22 protein-coding genes are annotated in these 23,631 nt (G+C 58.8%); 14 read left to right on the top strand and 8 right to left on the bottom strand.

Features of this window, described 5'->3' with window-relative positions:
• Nucleotides 1-8 precede the first annotated feature (8 nt).
• Together AC2FJ6_RS03455 and AC2FJ6_RS03450 are read left to right on the top strand one after the other, a co-directional pair.
• Nucleotides 9-1,427, top strand: a complete 1,419-nt coding sequence (locus AC2FJ6_RS03455; RefSeq protein ID WP_170770252.1) for a TolC family outer membrane protein — start codon at nt 9-11, stop codon at nt 1,425-1,427.
• 74 nt (nt 1,428-1,501) lie between these two features.
• Nucleotides 1,502-2,188: a hypothetical protein gene (locus tag AC2FJ6_RS03450; RefSeq protein ID WP_170770254.1), complete on the top strand. Its 687-nt coding sequence runs from the start codon at nt 1,502-1,504 to the stop codon at nt 2,186-2,188.
• A gap of 3 nt (nt 2,189-2,191) precedes the next feature.
• On the opposite strand, the gene AC2FJ6_RS03445 is transcribed toward AC2FJ6_RS03450, so the two are convergent.
• The gene (locus AC2FJ6_RS03445; RefSeq protein ID WP_496668355.1) at nt 2,192-3,649 is read right to left on the bottom strand and encodes a cobyric acid synthase; all 1,458 of its coding nucleotides are present in this window, start codon (nt 3,647-3,649) and stop codon (nt 2,192-2,194) included.
• 62 nt (nt 3,650-3,711) lie between these two features.
• On the opposite strand from AC2FJ6_RS03445, the gene AC2FJ6_RS03440 reads away from it, so the two are divergent.
• Nucleotides 3,712-4,281 carry a cobalamin biosynthesis protein CobQ gene (locus AC2FJ6_RS03440; protein ID WP_170770258.1) on the top strand — a complete coding sequence of 190 codons (570 nt, stop codon included), beginning with the start codon at nt 3,712-3,714 and terminating at the stop codon, nt 4,279-4,281.
• Between the two features lie 72 nt (nt 4,282-4,353).
• On the opposite strand, the gene AC2FJ6_RS03435 is transcribed toward AC2FJ6_RS03440, so the two are convergent.
• Nucleotides 4,354-4,674 (bottom strand): DUF6280 family protein, encoded by a 321-nt coding sequence (locus AC2FJ6_RS03435; protein WP_037310273.1) that lies wholly within the window; start codon nt 4,672-4,674, stop codon nt 4,354-4,356.
• A gap of 218 nt (nt 4,675-4,892) precedes the next feature.
• On the opposite strand from AC2FJ6_RS03435, the gene efp reads away from it, so the two are divergent.
• The gene (gene efp / locus AC2FJ6_RS03430; RefSeq protein WP_170770260.1) at nt 4,893-5,456 is read left to right on the top strand and encodes an elongation factor P; all 564 of its coding nucleotides are present in this window, start codon (nt 4,893-4,895) and stop codon (nt 5,454-5,456) included.
• Nucleotides 5,457-5,508: 52 nt separating this feature from the next.
• On the opposite strand, the gene AC2FJ6_RS03425 is transcribed toward efp, so the two are convergent.
• A complete protein-coding gene (locus AC2FJ6_RS03425; RefSeq protein ID WP_170782710.1) occupies nt 5,509-6,453 on the bottom strand; it encodes an ABC transporter transmembrane domain-containing protein in 945 nt (314 codons plus the stop codon).
• 104 nt (nt 6,454-6,557) lie between these two features.
• Nucleotides 6,558-7,295, bottom strand: a complete 738-nt coding sequence (gene ygfZ / locus AC2FJ6_RS03420; protein WP_170770264.1) for a CAF17-like 4Fe-4S cluster assembly/insertion protein YgfZ — start codon at nt 7,293-7,295, stop codon at nt 6,558-6,560.
• Nucleotides 7,296-7,368: 73 nt separating this feature from the next.
• Between ygfZ and AC2FJ6_RS03415 the strand changes: the two genes are divergently transcribed.
• Nucleotides 7,369-8,043 carry a TIGR04283 family arsenosugar biosynthesis glycosyltransferase gene (locus tag AC2FJ6_RS03415; protein WP_496668353.1) on the top strand — a complete coding sequence of 225 codons (675 nt, stop codon included), beginning with the start codon at nt 7,369-7,371 and terminating at the stop codon, nt 8,041-8,043.
• Nucleotides 8,044-8,882: 839 nt separating this feature from the next.
• Here AC2FJ6_RS03415 and AC2FJ6_RS03410 read toward each other — a convergent pair.
• Nucleotides 8,883-9,752 (bottom strand): MurR/RpiR family transcriptional regulator, encoded by an 870-nt coding sequence (locus tag AC2FJ6_RS03410; RefSeq protein ID WP_170770268.1) that lies wholly within the window; start codon nt 9,750-9,752, stop codon nt 8,883-8,885.
• 155 nt (nt 9,753-9,907) lie between these two features.
• Between AC2FJ6_RS03410 and AC2FJ6_RS03405 the strand changes: the two genes are divergently transcribed.
• The 9 genes from AC2FJ6_RS03405 (at nt 9,908) to AC2FJ6_RS03365 (ending at nt 20,346) form a co-directional block, all read left to right on the top strand.
• Nucleotides 9,908-10,663 (top strand): N-formylglutamate amidohydrolase, encoded by a 756-nt coding sequence (locus AC2FJ6_RS03405; RefSeq protein ID WP_170770270.1) that lies wholly within the window; start codon nt 9,908-9,910, stop codon nt 10,661-10,663.
• 8 nt (nt 10,664-10,671) lie between these two features.
• Nucleotides 10,672-11,244 (top strand): TRAP transporter small permease subunit, encoded by a 573-nt coding sequence (locus AC2FJ6_RS03400; protein ID WP_170770272.1) that lies wholly within the window; start codon nt 10,672-10,674, stop codon nt 11,242-11,244.
• Nucleotides 11,241-12,560 carry a TRAP transporter large permease gene (locus tag AC2FJ6_RS03395; protein ID WP_170770275.1) on the top strand — a complete coding sequence of 440 codons (1,320 nt, stop codon included), beginning with the start codon at nt 11,241-11,243 and terminating at the stop codon, nt 12,558-12,560. Before AC2FJ6_RS03400 ends, AC2FJ6_RS03395 begins: the two co-directional genes overlap by 4 nt.
• Before the next feature lie 52 nt (nt 12,561-12,612).
• The gene (locus tag AC2FJ6_RS03390) at nt 12,613-13,647 is read left to right on the top strand and encodes a TRAP transporter substrate-binding protein (protein WP_170770277.1); all 1,035 of its coding nucleotides are present in this window, start codon (nt 12,613-12,615) and stop codon (nt 13,645-13,647) included.
• 148 nt (nt 13,648-13,795) lie between these two features.
• Nucleotides 13,796-15,481 carry a Na/Pi cotransporter family protein gene (locus AC2FJ6_RS03385; RefSeq protein ID WP_170770279.1) on the top strand — a complete coding sequence of 562 codons (1,686 nt, stop codon included), beginning with the start codon at nt 13,796-13,798 and terminating at the stop codon, nt 15,479-15,481.
• A gap of 56 nt (nt 15,482-15,537) precedes the next feature.
• Entirely contained in the window at nt 15,538-16,899 is a 1,362-nt protein-coding gene (locus AC2FJ6_RS03380; RefSeq protein WP_170770281.1) for a glutamine synthetase family protein, read from the top strand.
• Nucleotides 16,900-16,992: 93 nt separating this feature from the next.
• A complete protein-coding gene (locus tag AC2FJ6_RS03375; RefSeq protein ID WP_170770283.1) occupies nt 16,993-18,375 on the top strand; it encodes an aldehyde dehydrogenase family protein in 1,383 nt (460 codons plus the stop codon).
• Nucleotides 18,372-19,517 carry an iron-containing alcohol dehydrogenase gene (locus AC2FJ6_RS03370; protein WP_170770285.1) on the top strand — a complete coding sequence of 382 codons (1,146 nt, stop codon included), beginning with the start codon at nt 18,372-18,374 and terminating at the stop codon, nt 19,515-19,517. Before AC2FJ6_RS03375 ends, AC2FJ6_RS03370 begins: the two co-directional genes overlap by 4 nt.
• Before the next feature lie 58 nt (nt 19,518-19,575).
• On the top strand, nt 19,576-20,346 hold the full coding sequence (locus AC2FJ6_RS03365) for an alpha/beta hydrolase (protein WP_496668351.1): 771 nt from the start codon (nt 19,576-19,578) through the stop codon (nt 20,344-20,346).
• 18 nt (nt 20,347-20,364) lie between these two features.
• Here the strand turns inward: AC2FJ6_RS03365 and AC2FJ6_RS03360 are convergent, their stop codons facing one another.
• The 3 genes from AC2FJ6_RS03360 to parE all read right to left on the bottom strand — a co-directional run bounded on the left by AC2FJ6_RS03360 (nt 20,365) and on the right by parE (nt 23,599).
• Complete coding sequence (locus tag AC2FJ6_RS03360) at nt 20,365-20,646, bottom strand: DUF1496 domain-containing protein (RefSeq protein WP_170770289.1); 282 nt, start codon at nt 20,644-20,646, stop codon at nt 20,365-20,367.
• 299 nt (nt 20,647-20,945) lie between these two features.
• Complete coding sequence (locus AC2FJ6_RS03355; protein WP_170770291.1) at nt 20,946-21,590, bottom strand: HEPN domain-containing protein; 645 nt, start codon at nt 21,588-21,590, stop codon at nt 20,946-20,948.
• Between the two features lie 50 nt (nt 21,591-21,640).
• A complete protein-coding gene (parE, locus tag AC2FJ6_RS03350) occupies nt 21,641-23,599 on the bottom strand; it encodes a DNA topoisomerase IV subunit B (RefSeq protein WP_170770293.1) in 1,959 nt (652 codons plus the stop codon).
• Nucleotides 23,600-23,631: the final 32 nt, after the last annotated feature.

The following is a 23,631-nucleotide window of genomic DNA, read 5'->3' as shown; positions in this document are numbered from 1 at the left end:
ATTTCGTGATGAGTTCTACGGCGGGAGGAAAACTGGTCAAGGCGTTGGCGCTGACGGCTGGTATCGCGCTTAGTGTTGTGCCGGGTCGGGGCGCATGGGCAGACAATCTGACAGACGCGTTCATTGGTGCTTATAACACCAGCGGGCTGTTGGAACAAAACCGGGCCTTGCTGCGTGCTGCCGACGAGGATGTGGCGATCGCATTGGCCGCGCTGCGTCCGATCATCAACTTTGCCGCTCAGGTCAGCCAGGATTATACCCGCTCGACCATTGACGATGTGACGGTCCGAAATGAACCTTCTACGTTCTTTGCTGGTCTGACGCTTAGTCAGCTGATCTACGATGGTGGCTTTTCGGTTCTTGGCAAGCAATCGGCGCAAGAAATCGTTCTGTCCACACGTCAAAGCCTGATTGATGTGGAACAGGCCGTGCTGTTCCGAGCCGTAAATGCTTATTTGGCCGTTGTTCTTCAGGAAGAAACCGTTCAGATTCAATTGAACGATGTGGAAGTTTCTGCCGAGGAACTCCGCGCTTCGCAGGACCGTTTCGATGTGGGCGAGGTGACGCGCACGGACGTGGCGCTGTCGCAGGCGCAGCTTGCCAGCGCTCAGGCGGAACTGTCCGTTGCGCGCGGGAACCTGAGCACGGCGCAGGCCGAATACGTTAACGCCGTAGGTAAAGCGCCGGGCGCGACGGCTGGTCAGCCCAGCCTGCCCAACCTGCCGCGGTCAGAGGCGGAGGCGATTGCCCTGGCTCAGCGCAACCACCCGGCGATCCTGTCATCTCAGCATGAGGTTCGTGCCTTTGATCTGGCCGTTCTTCAGCAACGTGCAAACCTTGGCCCGAATGTTACTTTGAACGCGGATGCTGGGATTACCGAAAGCTACGACAACGACGATTCAATCGAAGACGCGACGGTCGCTTTGACCTTCACTCAGCCGATCTATGCTGGTGGCGCCTTGGCCGCGCAGGTCCGTCGTGCAATGGCGACCCGTGACGCGTCCCGCGCGAACCTGCTGAACGTACAGAAAGATATCACGCAAGGCGTTTCCGTGGCTTATGCCAACTTCCAGGCTGCATCGGCCAGCCTGCGCGCTTCGACCGAGCAGGTGCGAGCTTCTCAAGTGGCCTTTGACGGCATCCGGGAAGAGGCGACCTTGGGCGCTCGGACGACGCTGGATGTTCTGAACGCACAGCAAGACCTGCTGGATGCGCAGCTCAATGAGGTTGCATCGCGCACCGAACGGTCGCTGGCTGCCTATCAGTTGTTGCAGGCGCAAGGTCTTTTGACGGCCGAGCGTTTGGGGCTAGCCGTGCAAATCTATGACCCGACGCTGTATTACAATCTGGTCAAGAAGGCACCGGCACAGGTTAGCAAGCAGAGCAAGGATCTGGATCGGGTACTCAAGGCCCTGCGCCGCGACTAACCCAGGACACAATCTGTTGTGAGGGCCGAAGTGTTTGGCTACACTCGATTCTGAGGAAAGAGTGGTAGAGAAGAATGACGGATAAAGTCGTAGACGGGAGAGTAGAGGACGTTTTGTCCTCTATCAAACGCCTGGTCGGTGAAGAAGGCCGCAAAATCCCCGATCTCGTTCCGTCTTCTTTGGCACGAAAGCCCGGTAGATTGGTTTTGACGGACGCACTGCGAGTCGGGGATAATGAGGACGGTAAACCCATTGCAGACCCGGTGGTGGATGCGTCAGTCAAACCTATGGTTCTGCGCGCCCGGGATACAGTAGAGAGTGAGGCGTCACAACCCGTCCCAACCCCAGAGAAAGTTCCGAGTTTCAGCCTGAGTTCCAAGATAGAAGCGCTCGAGGCGGCGATTGCCCGCACCGAGGATCAGTGGGAGCCCGACGGCGATAGCGCCGACGCCTATTCTGGAACTCCGACCCGCGCTTTGGGTTGGAGCGTCGGAAACGAAGCCAAAGAGGATGAAGTGGTGGAAGAGGGGCTCTCGGACACCAAAGCAACCTTCATCCGTGACCCCGAGGTCATCGCGGCGACCGAGGCCGAAGACCAACCTGAACCTCCCGCGATGGATGAAGACGCGTTGCGTCAGCTTATCGCGCAGGTCGTGCGGGAAGAGCTTCAGGGCGTGCTGGGCGAACGCATCACCCGCAATGTGCGCAAAATGGTCCGGCGCGAGATTTACCGGGCTTTGGCAGAGCTGGAATCCAGCTAGACGCTAGGCCCGGCAGGGCTGTTGCGCCAGTTCCAAAAGCTGATCCAAATCCATATGCTGCTCAAGATGGTCGGCCAATGCGTCCAGCGTCTCGTCCACGCCGTCCTCGTAATTGATCTCTGAGACAGCCCCCAATTCCGACAGGTAACGCGCGCGGAACGCATCGGACGAAAATATCCCGTGCAGATAGCTGCCGCGAATACGTCCAGTTTTGTCTGCGGCACCCTCGGGCCGACCTTCAACCTCCAGCCAAGCGCGGGCGCAGTCGGGGCCCTCGGTCCGGCCCATATGGATTTCATAGCCTGACACCGGTTCTTTGCCGGGAACCGCATGCGCCTGCCGCAACGTGACCTGCTTCTGGCCAGCCATGATGGTATCGACGTCCAGCAAGCCCAGCCCATCGACTGTTCCTGGTCGACCATCGACGCCGCCGGGATCGGAGATGGTATTGCCCAGCATCTGATACCCGCCACACAGGCCCAAAACATGACCACCGCGCCGCACATGGCCATAGAGGTCCACATCCCACCCCTGCGCCCGGAAATAGGTCAGGTCGCCGATAGTGGATTTACTGCCTGGCAGCAGCACGAGGTCCGCATCGCCGGGCAGGGGGCGCCCCGCAGGGACGATCTCGACCGTGATGCCTGGTTCAGCCGAGAGCGGGTCCAGATCGTCAAAATTGGCCATCCGCTCAAGTTGCGGCACCACCACTTTGCAGGTCCCGCCCGCGTGAGAGCGGATGTCCATCATATCCTCGGCAGGCAGTTTCCATGCGTCGTTGAACCACGGCACGACACCCATGCAGGTCCAACCGGTCCGCGCTGCGATATCGTCACGCCCTTCATCGAAAAGGGATACATCACCTTTGAAGCGGTTCACCGCAAAGCCCTTGATCATCGCTAGATCGCTGGCTTCCAGCACCGCCTGCGTGCCTACAATCTGTGCGATTACACCGCCGCGGTGAATGTCGCCGACCAGCACGACCGGCACACCTGCGGCGCAGGCAAAGCCCATATTGGCAATATCTCCCTTACGCAGGTTGGTTTCAGCCGGACTGCCTGCGCCCTCGACCAGAACCAGATCGGCATCCGCACAGAGCCGGTCAAAGCTTTCCAGCGCAGCCCCCAGCAGCTTGGATTTGTCCTTGCGGTAGTCACCCGCCTTCATCGTTCCAGCCCGCTGCCCCTGCACGATGATCTGCGCCCCCGTGTCGGTTTCGGGTTTGAGCAAAATCGGGTTCATATCCGTATGCGTCGGCCTGTTCGCTGCCCACGCCTGAAGCGCCTGCGCGCGCCCGATCTCGCCGCCGTTTTCGGTTACGGCGGCGTTGTTTGACATGTTCTGCGGCTTGAACGGAGCCACGCGCAGCCCGCGTCGTGTATAGGCGCGAGCTAGCCCGGCCACCAAAACCGATTTACCCACATTGCTGCCGGTGCCCTGAATCATGATGGCGCGAACCATGCTTGTTCTCCTATAACCTGACGGGCACATGACCCGATTTGACGGCAGAGGAAAAGCCCCCGATGAACACGCCAGCCCATCTTTTGATCGGAGCCGCCGCCTTTGCGCGCCCGTCCTATGGCCGAACTCTGCGTGCCGTTCTGATCGGGTCGGTGCTGCCGGACCTGTCGCTCTATCTGATGGCGGGCGTGTCGCTGTTCATTCTGAACATCCCCGAGCAGGTGGTGTTCGGGCAGCTTTATTATTCCGATGCGTGGCAGACCGTTTTTGCTATCGACAATTCGTTTCTGGTCTGGGGGCTGGCACTGGGCGTCGGTGTATGGCTGCGTGCGCGTTTGCTGGTGCTGGGCGCCTCGGCCGGGTTGCTGCATCTGGGTACCGATTTTCTGCTGCATGCAGGGGATGGACGGGCGCAGTTTTGGCCGCTGAGCAATTGGGTCTTTCACAGCCCGATCAGCTATTGGGACAGCGCCCATCACGCACAATGGGTCGTGCTTGTGTCGATCACAGCCTGCGCGGTGTCATATATCGCGCTGTGGCGGCGCGGGTTGACCCTTCCGACAAAGATCTTCTTCGCAGCTTTGCTTGCAGCCGAAGTCTGGGTCGCTCGGCAGTGGCTGTTGTTTTTCTGACGTTGGTTTAGCCAAAAGAAAAGCGCGCTCTGGCAGTCAGAGCGCGCTTTTTCTCAAAGGCAGCAGTTCAGATCAGGCGGCTTCGGCCTGCTGAGCAGCGTTACGGCGTTCGCTTTCCTCGCGCGACAGCGCGACCGAGGTGCGCACACCGCGCCCCACGAATTCCATCAGGCCGCTGACAACCCGCTCATTGGGGTCGATACCCGCGCAGGACAGCACCTCGCGGCCATCGCGAGAGCGGGCCCAGCGGGCGATTTGTTCGGGGCCATTGCCGTATTTCTTGTCATCGGCAATTGCATCATCCAGCGCAGCCAGAACGACGGCTGCAAAAAGTTTGCGCGCACGGTTGCCTTGCTCATTGTTAAAGGCGGTGCCGTCAACGAAATCTCTCATCTCGTCTTCCTTGTTGTTCTTGCTCTTGCATTTTCGGCGTGACGGTCCTTATGACCTATAAAGTGTGATTCGGATACAGCTAATATGCATAGTTGCGTTGCGTCACTCGCATAGCTTGCTGCATGTGCAGCACTAGGTCTCGTTGTCTTGCCAGGTGTGGTCACGCCAGATATAGGAAGCGCAACTGACGCATCAACCGTTTGTGAAGGATTTATGTCATGCCCAAGATAAATGGGAACGAAATTCGCCCCGGCAATGTGCTTGAGCATAATGACGGCCTGTGGGCAGCCGTAAAAGTCGATCACGTAAAACCCGGAAAAGGCGGCGCTTTTGCGCAGGTCGAGCTGCGTAACCTGCGCAACGGATCGAAACTGAACGAACGGTTCCGCTCGGCGGACAAGGTCGAGCGTGTGCGGCTGGAACAGAAGGATCAGCAGTTCCTCTACGAATCCGACGGCATGCTGGTGTTCATGGATTCCGAGACCTATGAGCAGATCGAACTGCCATCGGAACTGCTGGGCGAACGTCGCCCGTTTCTGCAGGACGGCATGACCATTGTGGTTGAGTTCTACGAAGCAGAGGCCCTGAACGCCACGCTGCCCCAGAAAGTGACCTGCAAGATCGTCGAAACCGAGCCGGTCGTCAAAGGTCAGACCGCTGCGAACTCGTTCAAACCGGCCATTCTGGACAATGGCGTCAAGGTCATGGTGCCGCCCTTCATCGGTCAGGATGAGATGATCGTAGTGAACACCGAGACCATGGAATATTCCGAGCGCGCGTAAGCTGCACTGAAATCACCAAGAGGCCGCGTTAGCCAAGGCTACGCGGTCTTTTTTATGTGCGGCGCTTGATACGGCGGTATTGCTCGGGGTGGGGGCCGAACAGTTCCAGCATCAGCTCATACTTGATGCGGTTGGCGCTGACCTGGCGGTAGAAGGCGATCAGAAACGCGGTCGGTCCCTGGATCCGGGCCAGCCCGCTTGTTGCGGCAACCACGGTGCCGACATCGGTGCGCCCTTGCAAAACCAGCCAACCGCCCAGCATCAGTATGCCAACGGTGCCTGCGCCGTTGATGACGCTGAGCAGGAATTTGGCAGAAAGCTTCCAGAGAAACATCCGGCGGCGGGTTTCATAGATGTCGTCGAACTGCGCCTCGACCTCACGCGCAGCGGCGTCGATCTGGGCCGAAGTCAGCCGGTCCGTGGCGCTGCGCAGAATGCGCACGCGTTCAGCCACAAAGACATTCACTTTGCGTTGCGACACCAGCACGATGACGATCTGCGGCACGATCATCGAAAAAGCGATCAGTCCCAGCCCCGGCTGTGTGGAGGAGATATATCCTATCACGCTGATCAACGTTCCGATCTGCACGACCGGGTCGGAAAACGCACCACCTGCGAATTTGCCGAGCTCTTCCGCTTCGGCCGAGATGGCGGTGGTCATGGTCCCCTTGCGCACGTCCTCGCCCGTTTCGTTCAGATCAGCAGACCTGACCAGCAGCCGCTGACGGATAAGGCGGATCATGTCTTCGCCCAGCGTGCCCGAGCGGTATCCCAGCACCCATTTCAACCCGAGGCTCAGCAGGATAACCCCCATCATCCCCGCGCCCAGCAACATCAGGTGATCGGCATCAATATTGGCCGAGGTCAGGTGGTTGACGATATCGCGTTGAAATTCCAGTGGGACGGCGGCAAGGGCGGCCACCGCAATGGACAGGGCGATCAGGATGATCTGTCGCCCGGCGCTGGCGCGCCAGATCGCTCTGTATAGCTTGAACATACCCGCACCCGTGTTGGTCCCGTCGGCATTGTGACAGCGCCAGGGTAGGGGTGGCAATCTTTACTCGCGGTGACGGGGATCAGCCGTGCCGATTGCGCAACAATTCAACCGCTTAGCCGAACCGTCGCTGCGTCGGCCTGCATATCGCCGGTTGCGCGATCCAGCCGCAGATACGCGATGGCAGCGCCGCCCGACTGAGTGAACAACGTCCCAACAGGTTTGCCACCTGCGTTGATTTCCGTTCCGACCGGGGCGCTGCCGTCGATCAGCACCCTGCGCAGACCTTTGCGCAACTCGGTCTTGTGCTTCATGCGGGCGGTGACCTCTTGCCCGACATAACAGCCCTTCTTGAAATCGACGCCGTTAAGCGCTTCGAACCCGGATTCGAGGATGTAACTGTCTGGGGTCAGCTCAACGCCCGTCTCAGGGATGCAATTTCGCACACGGATGGCGTCCCAATCGGTGCCGTCGTCGCTTTCAGAAGCAGCGCTATACGTCCGCCAGCCCATGTCATTGTGGCGTGGGTCGGGCAGGGCGCCGTCGGGCGCAGGGCCGGTGCCGCGTTGCAGATTCAACCCGCTGTCCGCGATCGTGACGTCCGCGCGCAGCTTGTACATGCTCAGACGCTTGACCAGCCCGTCCGCCAGAGTTTCTGCCACGTCCAGCAGGACAGCGTCGCCCCGACGCGTCAGAAAGAAATCGGCAAGGTATTTGCCCTGCGGCGTCAGCAGCGCTGCATAGACCAACCCGCCCTGCATCCCGGCGATATCGTTTGTCACCAGCCCTTGCAGGAAACTGTCAGTGTCGGCGCCACTCAGGCGCAGGATGCGGCGATTGGGCATGGGGGTGTCCTCGTGCTTTCCCTCGGCTTCGTGATATAGGAGTTCGCGCCGACAAGACCAGAGGGTAATCCACGTGCCAGCACCGATCTCGATCGTCATCCCAACCCTGAACACGGCTCAGACCTTACCCGCAACGCTTGAGGCGTTGATGGAAGGGCTGCATACCGGCCTGATCCGGGAGTTGATCGTTTCGGATGGTGGATCGACGGACCAAACCCTGGAGATCTCGGATGAGGCCGGGGCTGAAATCGTGTCCGGTGCCGCGTCGCGCGGTGGTCAGTTGCGCCGGGGGTGTGCCGAGGCCAAGGGCGAGTGGCTGCTGGTTCTGCACGCCGATACCGTATTGCAGCAGGGCTGGACCAAAGTGGTTGGGGATCATCTGCGATATGGCACCCCGGGGGTCTTCCGGCTGGCGTTTTCTGCCTCGGGTTTTGCACCGACATGGGTGGCGGGTTGGGCCAACCTGCGCAGCCGGATATTTGGCTTGCCCTATGGCGATCAGGGATTGCTGGTTCCGCGCCGCCTGTATGAAAAGGCCGGAGGGTTCCCGGATCAGCCATTGATGGAGGACGTGGCGTTGGTGCGTCGCCTTGGCCGCATCACTCTGTTGCCGGTCCGGGCCTTTACGAGTGCGGACCGATACCAGAAGGCGGGTTGGCTGCGTCGAGGGACGCGGAACCTTTGGACTCTGACACGGTATTTTCTTGGCGCGGACCCGGAGCGGCTGGCTCAGGCGTATCGGCGCTGAACGCGGTGCGTAGTTCTACAAGCGATTTGCCCAGACGGAACGGTGCAGCAAAGCTGACCAGACATAGGGCAATGATCTGCAACACCAATATATGCGCGTTGGCTTGTAGATATTCCCATTCGTCCTTCAACTTCCCGACTTGCGCAATCAGATCCTCATAGCTTCGGGCAAGGATCAGATAGTCACCGGCAATCGCAGGCACCTTGCGGCGCATATTGTCGATGGCAATCTGGGTTTTGTCGTCCACGGTCGTAAAAACCAGAAATTGGTCGATATCGAAAGCGCTGGCTTTTTCGGCCATCGCGCGTGCGTCGTCCATTTCGTCCTTGGCCTGACGTCCGAACAGGAAGTGCAGTCCTTGCAGCGGCGCGACCTCGTTGGTCACGGCGATAAACAGGGGCAGGTCAGCGTTGCTGGCCGTAGACGCTGACAGGAATTCCACCTTTTCGCACAGAACGCCAATGTCATCATCATAGGCCGGGTCGCAAAACCGCAGGCGAAAGCGGGCAGCGTCTCGGTCAAAGGCCAGTGTAGCGGCATAGGCCACGTCGATTTGTCGGTCGAGACGAGAACTGTCTGCAGTGTAAAGACCTGCCAAAACGGCAACCAATGCGCCGATGCCACCCAACACGACCCAGACCAGATCGGCCAGTTTCCACGCTCGATGCCCCGCAGGTTTGCGGAACAGAAACCCGGTGCCTACGAGTCCGATCAGAAAAAACAGGATCAGAAGCGGCAGTTGATTATCGGCGACAAAACTCATGCCCATAAAGTGAACGCGCGGCCCCGCAGTGGCAACACTGATCACGGGCAGTTGTAAATTATAGCAATTTCAGATGTTAAGAACCCGAGTTTTGACCGAACTTGCGGAACAGCTTGGTACGGTCAAAGGCGGCCTCAAGTTCGTCGGTGCGGTCTTTGACCGAATCCCAAAGGCGTTCCTGAACCTCGGCGATGGCGCACTCCATCAGCGTCAGGATCGACGCCATCGAATCCCACGCTGACGGTACCGCAATCCGTGCGGCAAAGGTATGTTTGGCCAGTCGGTGAATGGGCGAGCGCCACTGGTCTGTGAACAGCACAATCTCGGCCCCGCGTTCCTGACAGAGCTGCCCGATCAGCATGGTCGAGTTCTCGTAGCGCCGCACGTCCAGCGCGATTAGGACATCATCCTTGCGTACATCCAGCAGATCATGTGTCCACGACGCAGCCACCGGTAACATTCGGACGTCGGGACGGATCATTTGCAAATGCAGGTACAGGTACTGCGCCATTGTACCTGTGATGCGTCCTCCGGTGATGAAAATACGTCGGTTGGGATCGGATAACAGGTTGCAAAAACTGTCAAACTCGGCTGGATCGACCTCATCAATCGTGCGCTTTTGGTTGGCGAGGGATTGCTGGGAGTAGCGGTTGAGGATGTGTTCTTCGGGCAGATCGTTTTGCCAGACATCACGCTTGGCGATGGGGCCCGAGATCATCTCTTTTACTTCGCCCCGCAGGGCGGCCTGAAATTGCGGATAGCCGTCAAATCCGGTCTTTTGCAGCATCCGTGCCACCGTGGTGGTCGAGACCGAGGCGGTGCTGGCCAGTTCAGTAATGCTGCCCAAGCCTGCCATGGGATAGTCATCCAGAAGCACACTGACAAGTTGCCGTTCCGAAGGCGTCATCTTGTCCCGATGGGCCAGCAGCCTGTCCGTCACCCGCACTAAACGATCCTCCTGTATGCGACAAAGGCATAATGTGAATAATTTTTCATCAAGATCAAGTCTGGAGAAAATTGTACAGGAAAATTATTGACAGGTGATCGACGTGTGTGGAAATTTTTCCACAAAGAAGATTCTGGGAATCGCGGGGCGATAGGTTGGATTTCGGCACAGCTGTTCACACTGACTTGGCAGGCAACGCCCCGAAGGTGGTGTTGGTCTGCGAACACGCGTCGAACCGCATCCCTGCGTTTCTGGGCGACATGGGCTTAGGCGCCGAGGCGCGCGACAGTCACATCGCATGGGACCCCGGGGCATTGGCCGTGGCCCGGATGATGTCTGCCGAACTCTCGGCACCGCTGGTTCATGGTGGTGTGTCGCGGCTGGTCTATGACTGCAACCGCCCCCCCGAAGCGCCGGGCGCCATGCCCGTCCGGAGCGAGGACTACGACATCCCCGCAAATGCCCAGATGTCGGATGAAGAAAGGCAGGCCCGTATCCACGGGGTCTATGACCCGTTTCGACAAGCCTTGTCGGCTGTGATTGACCGCAACCGCGCCTCACTGGAGTTGCTGGTGACGATCCATAGCTTCACGCCAATTTATCACGGACAAAAACGTCAGGTCGAGCTTGGCATCCTGCACGGGGTCGATGATCGGTTTGCCACCGCGATGATGGCAACGAAAGCCGTTGAGAACCCGTATATCACGCGACTGAACGAGCCGTATTCGGCCAAGGACGGCGTGGCCCACACATTGGATGTGCAGGCATTGCCCAATGGTTTGCTGAACGTGATGATCGAAATCCGCAACGACTTGATCCGCACGCCTCAGCAGCACGCAACCGTCACCAACTGCCTTGTACCGTGGATCAAGCGGACCTTGGCGACCTTCGAAGAAAGGGCGGCCGAGTGATCCGGGCGATGAGCATATATGTCCGCGTCGTTGACGCGCTCAATTACCGGATCGGGCGGGTGATGATGTGGGGTCTGTTCGCGATGATGGGCATCCTGCTGTGGTCGTCGATCTCGAAAACTTTCTTTCTGCCGTCGCTGTGGACCCTGGAAATGGCGCAGTTTGCCATGGTGACCTATTACATCATGGGCGGGCCGTATTCGATCCAGCTGGGTTCGAACGTGCGGATGGACCTGTTTTATCACAACTGGAGTCACAAGAAGAAAGCGTGGTTTGACGCCTTCACAGTGCTGCTGTTGATCCTGTATCTGGGCGTGTTGTTCTATGGCGGGCTGGGCTCAACGGCCTATAGCCTTGGGTATTGGGGTACGGAACCCGTGGCCTATTTCACCGGTCTTCTGACCGGCAGTGAGGAGGTCGGGCGGCTGGAAAGATCCTCGACCGCGTGGCGACCCTATATCTGGCCGATCAAGTCGATCATGACGCTGGGCTTCTTCCTGATGCTGCTGCAGGCAATATCGGAATTTTTCAAAGACATAGCCCGGATCAACGGGCAGGAAATCGGGGTCGCTCGGGCATGAGCCAGGAATATATCGCCATTTTCATGTTCGCCTCGATGATGCTGATGCTTTTCACAGGTCAGCGCGTCTTTGGCGCAATCGGAGCGGTTGCTACCGTTGCCGCGCTGGCCCTGTGGGGAACAGGCGGGCAGGACATTACATTTTCAGCCGCCATGAAGCTGATGAAGTGGTATCCACTACTAACGCTGCCGATGTTCATCTTCATGGGCTACGTGTTGTCAGAAAGCCGTCTGGCCGATGACCTCTATCGGATGTTCCATGTCTGGATGGGGCCTGTGAATGGCGGGCTGGCAATTGGCACAATCGGGCTGATGGTGCTGGTTTCGGCCATGAACGGGCTCAGCGTGGCGGGGATGGCGATTGGCGCGACCATTGCGCTGCCGGAATTGCTGAGGCGGGGCTATGACAAGACGATGGTCACGGGTGTCATTCAGGCGGGTTCCAGTCTGGGAATTCTTGTGCCGCCCTCGGTGGTTCTGGTGCTCTATGCGATGATCGCGCGGCAGCCGGTAGGGCAGTTGTGGCTGGCCGGGATCGTGCCCGGCCTGCTGATGGCGGGCATGTTCATTCTGTATATCTGGATCCGCTGCCGCATTCAGCCGCATCTGGGCCCCGCCATGGAAGATGCGCATGAGGTCCCGCGGGCCGAGAAGATCCGCCTGCTGGGCGCGGGTGCGCTGCCATTGATCATCTTTGCCGCCATGATGGTGCCCTTTGTGAATGGCTGGACCTCGCTGGTCGAAAGCTCGGCCATTGGGGCGCTGACGGCGCTGGTCGTGTCGGTGGTGAAACGGCGCATGACGTGGAAGATTTTCGAGGACTGCACCAAGCAGACGCTGGCGATTTCGTGCATGTTCATGTGGATCATTCTCGCCGCTCTTGGCTTTGGTGCGGTGTTTGATGGCTTGGGCGCGGTGAAGGCCATCGACAACCTGTTCACCGATCAACTTGGCCTGTCGCCATGGATGATTTTGATCCTGATGCAGCTCAGCTTTATCGTGATGGGCACGTTTTTGGACGACACGGCGATGCTGGTGATCGTAGCCCCACTCTATGTGCCACTGGTGGGGGCGCTGGGCTTTGACCTGATCTGGTACGGGGTGCTGTATACGATCACCACACAGATCGCATATATGACGCCGCCCTTCGGCTATAACCTGTTTTTGATGCGCGCGATGGCCCCGCCCGAGATCACGCTGCGCGACATCTACCGCTCGATCTTCCCGTTTGTGGCGGTGATGGTGCTGGCGCTGACGATTATCATGATCTTCCCGGAACTGGCCTTGTGGCTGCCCGGATATGTTTACGGAAACTAACAAGAATGCCGATGAAAAGGCACGAGAAGAACTGCAACAGAGAGGAAATGACATGACAACAAGACGTAAGTTTTTGCAAACGGCCGGGGTCGGCGTTGCCGCTGCCCCTCTGGCCGCGCCCGCGCTGGCGCAGAGCACGATCACATGGCGGATGCAGACCTATGCCGGTCCAGCTTTGGCGGCCCATGTGATCGACCCCGCGATCGAGATGTTCAACAAGATCGCCGGCGACCGGATGCAGATTGAGCTGTTCTATGCTGATCAGCTGGTCCCGACCGGAGAGCTGTTCCGCGCCATGCAGCGCGGCACCATCGATGCGGTGCAATCGGATGATGACTCGATGGCATCTCCCACCGAAGTCACCGTGTTCGGCGGCTATTTCCCGTTTGCTTCCCGCTACTCGCTGGACGTGCCGGTGCTGTTCAACCAGTACGGCCTGAACGAGATCTGGGATGAGGAATATTCCAAGGTCGGCGTCAAGCATATCAGTGCCGGCGCATGGGATCCCTGCCACTTTGCCACCAAAGACCCGATCAACAGCCTGGCCGACCTGCAGGGCAAACGCGTCTTTACCTTCCCAACGGCGGGCCGCTTCCTGAGCCAGTTCGGCGTTGTGCCGGTCACTCTGCCGTGGGAAGACATCGAGGTCGCGGTGCAAACCGGCGAGTTGGACGGCATCGCTTGGTCGGGCATCACCGAGGACTACACCGTGGGTTGGGCTGATGTGACCAACTATTTCCTGACTAACAACATCTCGGGCGCATGGGCAGGATCGTTCTTTGCCAATATGGACCGCTGGAACGAACTGCCGGAAGACCTGCAGACCCTGTTCCGCGTTTGCTGCGACCAATCGCACTACTATCGCCAGTGGTGGTATTGGGGTGGCGAGGCCAGCCTGCGTGTGAATGGCGATAAGATGGAACTGACCTCGATCCCGGACGCCGAATGGGCGCAGGTCGAAGAAGCAGCCGTTGCCTTCTGGGATGAAATCGCAGCCGAGTCCGAGACCAAAGCCAAGGTTGTCGAGATCTTCAAGCAGTATAACGCCGACATGCTCAAGGCCGGACGGCCTTATCGCTACGGCTAATTTCAATGCGATTACGGCGCGCGGCCTCGGTCGCGTGCCGGTATTGGACCTCTGGAACCCCGATCCCCGATGCTAGGCTTGCCTCTGAAACAGACAAGAACACTCTGGTCGCGCCTTGGCGTGAACCGGGTCAGAGGGGTATAGGCCAATGGCTATTGCGGGGTTCCTGATCGAGATTTTTGCGGCGACCATGTTGCTGCTGTTTGCGGTGCGGCTGGTCCGCACGGGCATCGAAAGACGCTTTGGCGCATTGTTCCAGTCGCTGTTGACGCGACACTCGAACACCTTTGTTGCCGGTGGGGCCGGTATGGTTCTGGCCACGATCCTGCAAAGCTCGGCGGCGGTAACGGTTTTGCTGACCGGTTTTGCCGCGGCAGGCATGGTCAGCTTTGGCCTTGCGTTGGCCGGGGTGCTGGGCGCGGATCTGGGTGCAGCGCTTGTCATTCAGGTTCTGTCTTACGATTTGGGCTGGCTACAGCCCGTTCTGCTGGCGCTGGGCGGGTGGCTGTACCTCAAGTCCGACCGCGCCAATGTGCGGCTGATCGGGCGCATTGTTCTGGGCATCGCGTTCATTCTGGTTTCATTGCAGTTCTTGCGCGATGCGGTTGATCCGATCCGCGAGAGCGCCTTTTTGCCCGCCATCGCGGGCTATCTGGAAAGCGACTATTTCAGCGCCTTTATCGTGGGCGCGGTACTGGCTTTTGTCATGCACAGTTCGGTTGCGACGATCCTGATGTGCGTGACACTGGTTCAGATCGGAGCCATCCCTTTTGCTGCCGGGCTGTCGCTGGTTCTTGGGGCCAATCTGGGCTCGGCCTTTATTCCGATCTGGCTGACCCGTGACCTGGCGGTTTCCGCGCGTCGTATTCCACTGGCCAACCTTCTGCTACGCGGCAGCGCGGCGCTGGTGATGCTGATTGTGGTCAACGTGACCGGCACGCATCAGACGCTGATGGTGGCGGGGGCAGGGCAGTCGTTGATCTTGGCCCATATCGGGTTCAACCTTGCCGTTTTTGTGCTGGCCACAAGGTTTGTGAACTGGATGGAGCGTCCGGTGACACTGCTGCTGCCCGAGCCCGAGGTTAAGGCGCACGCGATGGACCACTTCTCGGACGCGCTTAGCCCACTGAACGATCCAAGCGCGTCGGGCGCGAACGTTGCGATGTCCTCGGTCCGGCATGAGCTGTTGCAGATGGTCACACAGGTTGAGCGCATGTTCCGCCCGGTTCTGGATATTTATGAGCAGGACGACAGCGATGCGATCTCGGCCCTGTGGCAGCAGGATGAACGGGTGAATGCACAGCTGACCGAAATCCGACGCTTTGTCGCCCGAATGCCGCGCCAAAACATGAGCAAGGCGCAGATCAAGGCGGCGCGCGGCCTGGTCGAATACGCGATCCGGCTTGAGGCGGCGGGCGACGTGGTGTCAAACCGCATGACCCGAACCGCGCAGATCAAACACACTGAACGCACCGAGTTTTCGGCGCAAGGCTGGAAGGAACTCAAGGACCTGCACGCGGCTGTACTGGCCAGTTTCTCGCTGGCTCGTCATGTGCTGCTGGTGAATGATGTGGACTGCGCCCGCCGTCTGGTGCTGGACAAGGCCGAGGTCAAGCGCCTATCGCGGAACAGTCGTAAGGCGCATTTGAAACGGCTTGAGAGGGGGCAGACCGAGAGCTTTGCCTCAAGTGATCTGCATCTTGAGACGTTGCGCGCCATGCGTGACCTGCACGGGCATATCGCCGCCATCGCCTATCCGATCCTCTACCAAAGCGGGCAGGTGCTGGAGACACGTCTGGTGATGGAAATGGATAGCGAAACGGTCGAGGACTAGGGCCGCTGGGAATAATTTGGGACGACGGTCCCAGAAGATGACAAAGGATGAACGGGATGGGCAATGAAGCAAGATTGAACGATCTCAAAGCCAAGGCCGAAGCTGGTGAGGTCGACACCGTGCTGGTCTGCATGGTCGACATGCAGGGGCGTCTGATGGGTAAGCGTTTCCACGCGGGTCATTTCGTGGCGGGCGCTTGGGAAGAGACCCATTGCTGCAACTATCTGTTGGCAACCGATCTTGAGATGGCGACACCCGATGGCTATGCCGCAACGAGTTGGGAGCGCGGCTACGGCGATTATGTGATGAAGCCCGACCTGAGCACTCTGCGCCCGGTTCCGTGGCTTGAAGGAACGGCCATGGTGATGTGTGACGTGCTGGATCACCATACGCATGAAGAAGTGTCCCACGCACCTCGGTCCATCCTGAAAAAGCAGGTGAACCGGCTTAAGGCCATGGGCTATGACGCCATGTGCGCCACCGAGCTGGAGTTTTTCCTGTTCGAGAAGAGCTTTGACCAGATCCGCAAGGAAGGGTTTCGCGATCTGGAGCCGATCTCGGGCTATAACGAAGACTATCACATCCTGCAGACCACCAAGGAAGAGCATGTGATGCGCCCGATCCGCAATCATCTGTGGAACGCGGGGATTCCGGTCGAAAACTCGAAAGGTGAGGCTGAGACCGGGCAGGAAGAGCTGAACATCAAATACGCCCCCGCGATGGACACGGCCGAGTATCACTCGATTGCCAAGAACGCAGTGAAAGAGATCGCGTGGCAGCATGGCCATGCGGCGACGTTCCTGCCGAAATGGCATCATGAGAAAGTGGGAAGCTCGTCCCACGTGCATCAGTCGCTTTGGGCAGACGGGGTGCCAATCTTTTTCGACGAAAAAGATCCGCTCGGGATGTCTGATGTCATGAAGAACTACATGGCGGGTTTGCTGAAATACGCCGCCGATTACACCTATTTCATGGCTCCCTACATCAACAGTTACAAGCGGTTCATGAAGGGCACGTTTGCGCCAACGCGGATCATCTGGTCGGTGGACAACCGCACGGCGGGGTTCCGTCTGTGCGGGGATGGCACCAAGGCAGTTCGGGTGGAGTGCCGTATTCCGGGCTCGGACATGAACCCGTATCTGGCGATGGCAGGGATGCTGGCCGCTGGGATTGCCGGGATCGAGGAAGCGCTGGAATTGCAGCCCCCGACACAGGGAGACGTCTATCAGGGCGAAACGGGCATGATCCCCGGCAACTTGCGCGCGGCGCGGGATGCCTTGCATGGGTCGGCCATGTTGCGCGCGGCCATGGGGGATGATGTGGTCGATCACTATGCCCGTGCGGCGGAGGTCGAGATCGAAGAGTTCGAGCGTATAGTGACGGATTGGGAAATTGCGCGCGGGTTTGAGCGGGCTTAGAGGGCGGGAGCGAGGGGCCAGCCCCTCGCGCTCCCCGGGATATTTTGGGCCAGATGAAGCAGGGATCCTGTTTCTTTCGAAAATGGAGTGAAAATGGGGCAGATGTTGCAATGTGTCTCGCCGATTGACGGATCGGTTTTTGCGGAGCGTGAAGTGTTGTCGGCTGAGGCGGCTTTAAAGTCCGCCGCGCGGGCCCGTGCGGCGCAGGTGGAGTGGGCGGCGCGGCCGTTGCAGGAGCGGATTGATCTTGTAATGGCAGGTGTGGCCGCTGTGGGGGCGATGAATGACGAGATCGTGCCAGAGCTTGCGCATATGATGGGCCGGCCGGTGCGCTATGGCGGTGAGTTTGGCGGGTTCAATGAACGTGCAAGTCATATGGCCGAAATTGCCTCAGACGCTCTGGCCGATATCGCTGTGGGTGAGGATGAGACCTTCAAACGCTATATCAAGCGTATTCCGCATGGGGTCGTTTTTGTGGTGGCGCCTTGGAATTACCCCTATATGACGGCGATCAACACGGTGGCACCTGCGCTGATTGCGGGCAATGCGGTGGTGCTGAAACACGCCACACAAACCTTGCTGGTGGGTGAGCGTATGGCGCAGGCGTTCCATGCGTCGGGAGTGCCCGCGGATGTGTTCCAGAACGTGTTCCTCAGCCATGACGTGACCAATGATCTGATCGCTGGCAAGGCGTTTGATTTCGTAAACTTTACCGGCTCGGTCGGCGGCGGACAGGCGATGGAACGCGCTGCGGCGGGCACCTTTACCGGCGTTGGTACCGAGTTGGGTGGCAAGGATCCGGGCTACGTCATGGAGGATGCCGATCTGGATGCGGCGGTCGATACGCTGATCGACGGGGCCATGTTCAACTCGGGCCAGTGCTGCTGCGGGATCGAACGGATTTATGTGCATGAAAGCCTCTATGACGCCTTCGTTGCCAAAGCGGTTGAGGTGGTGAAAGGCTATAAGCTGGGCAATCCGCTTGACGCTGAGACGACGATTGGCCCGATGGCCAACGTCCGCTTTGCTGATGAGGTGCGCGCGCAGATTGCCGAGGCTGTCGCGGATGGTGCCGTTCCCCATATCGAGACCTTCGCTGAGGATGATGGGGGAGCCTATCTGACCCCACAGATCCTGACCAATGTCACCCATGACATGCGCGTGATGCGGGATGAGAGCTTTGGTCCGGTTGTGGGCATCATGAAAGTGTCCTCGGACGAAGAAGCCATCGGGCATATGAATGATAGCGAGTTTGGCCTGACTGCCAGCCTCTGGACCCGTGACGTGGATCGCGCGGCGCGGGTGGGCGACCGGATCGAAACCGGCACCGTGTTCATGAACCGGGCGGATTATCTGGACCCGGGTCTGTGCTGGACCGGCTGCAAGAATACCGGGCGCGGAGGCGGATTGTCGGTCATCGGCTATCACAACCTCACACGTCCCAAATCCTACCATCTGAAAAAGGTGACATCATGAGCCTTGTTGGAAACTGGTCTTACCCGACCGCGATCAAATTCGGCGCTGGCCGGATCAAGGAACTGCCCGAGGCCTGTGCGGCCGCAGGGATGAAGCGCCCCTTGCTGGTGACTGACAAAGGGTTGGCCGGTCTGCCGATCACCACGGCCACGCTGGATATTCTTGAGGCCGCAGGGCTGGGTCGCGGGCTGTTCAGCGAAGTGGACCCGAACCCCAATGAAAAGAACCTCGAAACCGGGGTTGCCGCCTATAACGCGGGCGGCCATGACGGGGTGATTGCCTTTGGCGGTGGCTCGGGCCTGGATCTTGGCAAGATGGTTGCCTTCATGTGTGGCCAGACGCGCCCGGTGTGGGATTTTGAGGATATCGGCGATTGGTGGACGCGCGCCGATGCCGATGCCATCGCGCCGATCATCGCTGTGCCGACCACTGCCGGAACCGGGTCCGAGGTGGGGCGGGCCAGCGTCATCACCAACTCGGAAACGCATGCCAAGAAGATCATCTTTCACCCCAAGGTTCTGCCTGCGGTCGTGATCTGCGACCCCGAGTTGACCGTGGGCATGCCCAAGTTCATCACCGCAGGCACCGGTCTGGACGCGTTCGCGCATTGTGTCGAGGCGTTCAGCAGCCCGCATTACCACCCCATGTCGCAGGGCATCGCGCTGGAGGGGATGCGGTTGGTCAAGGACTACCTGCCGCGCGCCTATGCCGATGGCACCGACATCGAAGCCCGCGCCCAGATGATGAGCGCAGCGGCAATGGGCGCGACGGCGTTCCAAAAGGGCCTCGGAGCGATCCACGCGATGAGCCATCCAATCGGCGCGGTGTTCAACACCCATCACGGCACCACCAACGCGGTCTGTATGCCCGCCGTGCTGGATTTCAACGCGCCCGTTATCGCGGACCGGTTCCAGCACGCCGCCGACTATCTGGGAATCAAAGATGGCTTTGACGGCTTCCGCGCCTTTGTCCAATCCTTCAACGACATGCTGGGCATCCCCCGTACCTTGTCTGAACTGGGCGTGACCGAGGCGTCGATCCCTGAACTGGTCAAAGGCGCGATCATCGACCCGTCTTGTGGTGGCAACCCCATCGAACTGACCGAAGACAACCTGACAGCGCTGTTCAAAGCCGCGCTGTAACAGGGTTGCGGACCCGCTCCCTCACCCCGCATACTGCGCGCAGGTGAGGGAGATTTTCATGACCAAAGAGATTGTTCTGATCCACGGGGCGTTTGCCGGGCCGTGGTGTATGGAGGATTACGCGGGCTTCTTCCGCGCGCGCGGCTGGACGGTTCACACCCCTGCGCTTCGCTACCATGACGGCGACCCCAAGGCCGAGCCCGATCCCGGCCTGGCCGACACCAGCGTCATGGACTACGCCGATGACGTTGCCGCATTCGTGCAGGGGCTGGATAGCAAGCCGGTGCTGCTCGGCCATGCCATCGCCGGGGTGGTGGCACAGCAGGTGGCGTCTCGGGGCCTGGCCAGCGCCATCGTTCTGATCAACCCGAATGCGGCCTGGGGGACGCTGCCCGAAACCGACGACGAACGCGCCGTGCCGCGTGCGCTGATGGAGGGCGGGGCGTTCTGGAAACAGCCCATGCGCGTCGATTTCGACCTGATGGCCCCTTTTGCGCTGAACAAACTGCCCGAGGCACAGCAGCATGAGGTATTCGACCAGCTTGGCCCGGAAAGCGGGCGGGTGATGTTCGAGATGTTCTTTTGGATGTTCGACGACCACCACGCGATGAAGGTGGATATCGACAAGGTCGACTGCCCGGTGCTGATCGTATCCGGAACCGAGGACCGGGCCGTGAACCCCAACACCTGCCGCGCGCTGGCGGAACTTTATGGCGTGCGAGCCACCTTCCTGCCAGCCGAAGACCACGCCCATTTCCTGTTCATGGAGCCCGGCTGGGAGGGGCCAGCAGGTCAGATCGCGGATTGGCTGGAGCAAATGGTGGGCTAGAACGCCCACCCAACGCGTTCAGTTGTTGGTCGAGAATGTGCTCTGCGGTTTCCACTTCAGCGAGCCATCCTCTTCACGATGACAGCGCAGCAGGCGTTCCTGAACGGTACTGACGGTGCTGGTTACAGTGTTGTCGCCGACCATCAGAACAAATGCGTCTTCGGAATAGGCCATGCCTTCATAGTAGCAAAACCGCTTCTCGGCACCTTCCGGAATTGGCGATGCGGTGCTAAGCATTTGCTGCGCTGGGGCTTGTGTGGCCAGCAAGGCTAAGGCCAGTCCGAGGGGTAGTGTCTTCATGTCGTCCTCCCGTTGAGAAATCAGTGGGTCAAATGGGTCGTGGACGCTCGGAAACCTCAAACATCGTTCTTGAATGACGGGTTGAGGGTAAGTGTGAACGAGGTCAACGGGTTAGGCAAGGGGATAGCGGTCGCTGCTTACGATGACCTGCGCTGCCCAACCAACGCTTGGCGTAAAATATAAGATTTGCGCCTGACCCTTACCAAAGGCAAGCCCGATTGAACAATTGCTCATTGGAGCAATTTTCTCTTATTTCAAACTTTCTATAGTTTGGTTTCAGTTTCTGATTACTTCGCACGTTATGTGTTCCGCCATGGTCGAACACCAGAAATGTTCTGCAAGTGACCGCATAAGAATCTGTCAGTATCGACGACGAATTGGTCAATTGCTTCCTTGTAGGCCCGTAGCGTGGAAACTCGAACATATTGAGCATCAGCGCCACGATGAGCTATTTCACCACGTAATGTTACGAATTCATTGAGGTGTGCGCGATCATGCCGCCAAGAATTTTCTAGAGCTTCAGAATCCACGCCAAGCCAGTCGTGCAATAATTCGGTAACTTGACCGAACTTTGGTGTGTTCAGTCTCTCGCAAAGCTCTGCTGAATGAGTCTTCAAAACGAGTTCCCAACCGTCTCCAGATAAATTTAAAACTCCAAATTCATGTTGATCCTTCTTAGCAGCCTGAGCCAATTTCCCTTTGACCCTGTTTGGTAGAGTGTGAGGGGTGTCAAGTTCATTGGTGAGATGCTCAACGCCTTCTTTTATTATTTCTTCGATGTAAACTTCCCAAGCAGCACATAGCATAAGAACACCACTTCGAGTGATATAGCCTAGGCTCCTTCTGCCCCGCCCAGTTGGATTAAGTGTTCGATGTGCTGCTAGAAGATTTGTTACATCGGGTAAAAGTTTATCTCTAAATAGTCTTCTTGCCTTGGAAGGCATACTACACTCCGTACCGAATAAATGGTTGTTGAAGTCATATCTGTTGGAATTTAAACATCCAACTCCTCCACAAACCGCGCGTTCTCCTGAATGTATTGGAACCGCAGTTCGGGCTTCTTGCCCATCAGACGCTCGACCAGATCGCCGGTTTCTCCGGGTTCGTCCTCGTCGATCGTGACGCGGATCAGTTTACGGGATGCCGGGTCCATCGTGGTCTCTTTCAGGTCTTTGGCGTCCATTTCACCCAGACCTTTGAAGCGCGAGACGTCGATCTTGCCTTTGCCGCCCAGACCTTTTTCCAGCCATTCGTCGCGCTCGGCCTCATCCAGACAATAGACGCGTTTGGCGCCTTGGGTCAGGCGGTACAGAGGCGGGCAGGCCAGATACAGGTGGCCCGCGTCGATCATGGGTCGCATCTGGGTGAAGAAGAACGTCATCAGCAGTGAGGCGATATGCGCGCCGTCCACATCCGCGTCGGTCATGATGATGACCTTGTCATAACGCAGGTCGTCGACGTTGAACTTGGTGCCAAGACCCACACCCAGCGCCTGCGTCAGGTCGTTGATCTCGGCATTGGTGCCCAGCTTGGAACTGGCCGCGCCCAGCACGTTCAGGATTTTGCCGCGCAGGGGCAGCAGGGCCTGCGTCTTGCGGTCACGTCCCATTTTGGCGGAACCGCCCGCCGAGTCGCCCTCGACGATGAATAACTCGGTCCCGTCGCGTGTTGAACTAGAGCAGTCCACCAGCTTGCCAGGAAGACGAAGTTTTTTAGTGGCGGACTTGCGTTGTGTCTCTTTCTCGGCCCGTCGGCGCAGACGTTCCTCGGCTCGGAGTATCACAAAGTCGAGTATCGCGCCGGCGGATTTCGTGTCCGCGGCCAGCCAGTTATCGAAATGGTCGCGGACCGAATTCTCGACCAGGCGCTGCGCCTCGACCGTGGCCAGACGGTCTTTGGTCTGGCCCACGAATTCCGGCTCGCGGATAAAGCAGGACACCAGCGCGCAGCCGCCGGTGATCAGGTCTTCGCGGGTGATCTGCGCGGCTTTCTTGTTGTTGATCAGCTCGCCGTAAGCCTTGATCCCCTTGAGGATCGCGGCCCAGAAACCCGCCACATGTGTGCCGCCTTCGGGGGTGGGGACGGTGTTACAGTAGGATTGGATGAACCCATCGCGCGAGGGCGTCCAGTTGATTGCCCATTCGACCTTGCCCGGTGTTCCGAATTTTTCAGTGAAGTCCACGGTGCCTGCGAAGGGCTGCTCGGCATAAGTGGACGAGCCGTTCATCGTCTCTTTGAGGTAATCGGACAGGCCGCCAGGGAAATGGAACGTGGCCTCTGTCGGAGTTTCGCCATCGTCGATGGCGGACTTCCAGCGGATTTCCACGCCTGAGAACAGATAGGCCTTGGACCGGATGGATTTGAACAACCGCGCCGGTTTGAACTTGTGGTGGCCAAAGATTTCGGCATCGGCGTGGAATGTCACGGTGGTGCCGCGCCGGTTGGGGGCCGCGCCGACTTTTTCGACCGGACCCAGCGGGATTCCGCGGGAGAACCGTTGTTCGAACAGCGTCTTGTCCCGCGCCACCTGTACGACCATCGAATCCGACAGAGCGTTCACCACCGAGGCACCAACCCCGTGCAGACCGCCCGAGGTCTGATAGGCCTTGCCCGAGAACTTACCGCCCGCATGCAGGGTACACAGAATGACCTCCAGCGCGGATTTGTCGGGGAATTTCGGATGCGGATCAATCGGAATGCCGCGCCCGTTGTCGCGCACGGTCAGGGCGTAATCTTCGTGCAGTTCCACCTCGATTCGGTTGGCGTGCCCCGCGACCGCCTCGTCCATCGAGTTGTCGAGGATCTCGGCCACCATGTGATGCAGCGCGCGCTCATCCGTGCCGCCGATATACATGCCGGGGCGTTTGCGAACGGGTTCCAGCCCTTCAAGCACCTCGATCGAAGAGGCGTCGTAGGTGGAGGTGGCGCTGGGCGTCAACAGATCGTCTGGCATCGGTGCTGCTCTTGTTTTTGGGTTTTACCCAT

This window comes from Ruegeria sp. CDSA089 (genome assembly GCF_059612205.1).
The sequence above is the reverse complement of the archived record's forward strand: the minus strand, read 5'-3'. Positions and strand labels throughout refer to the sequence as shown.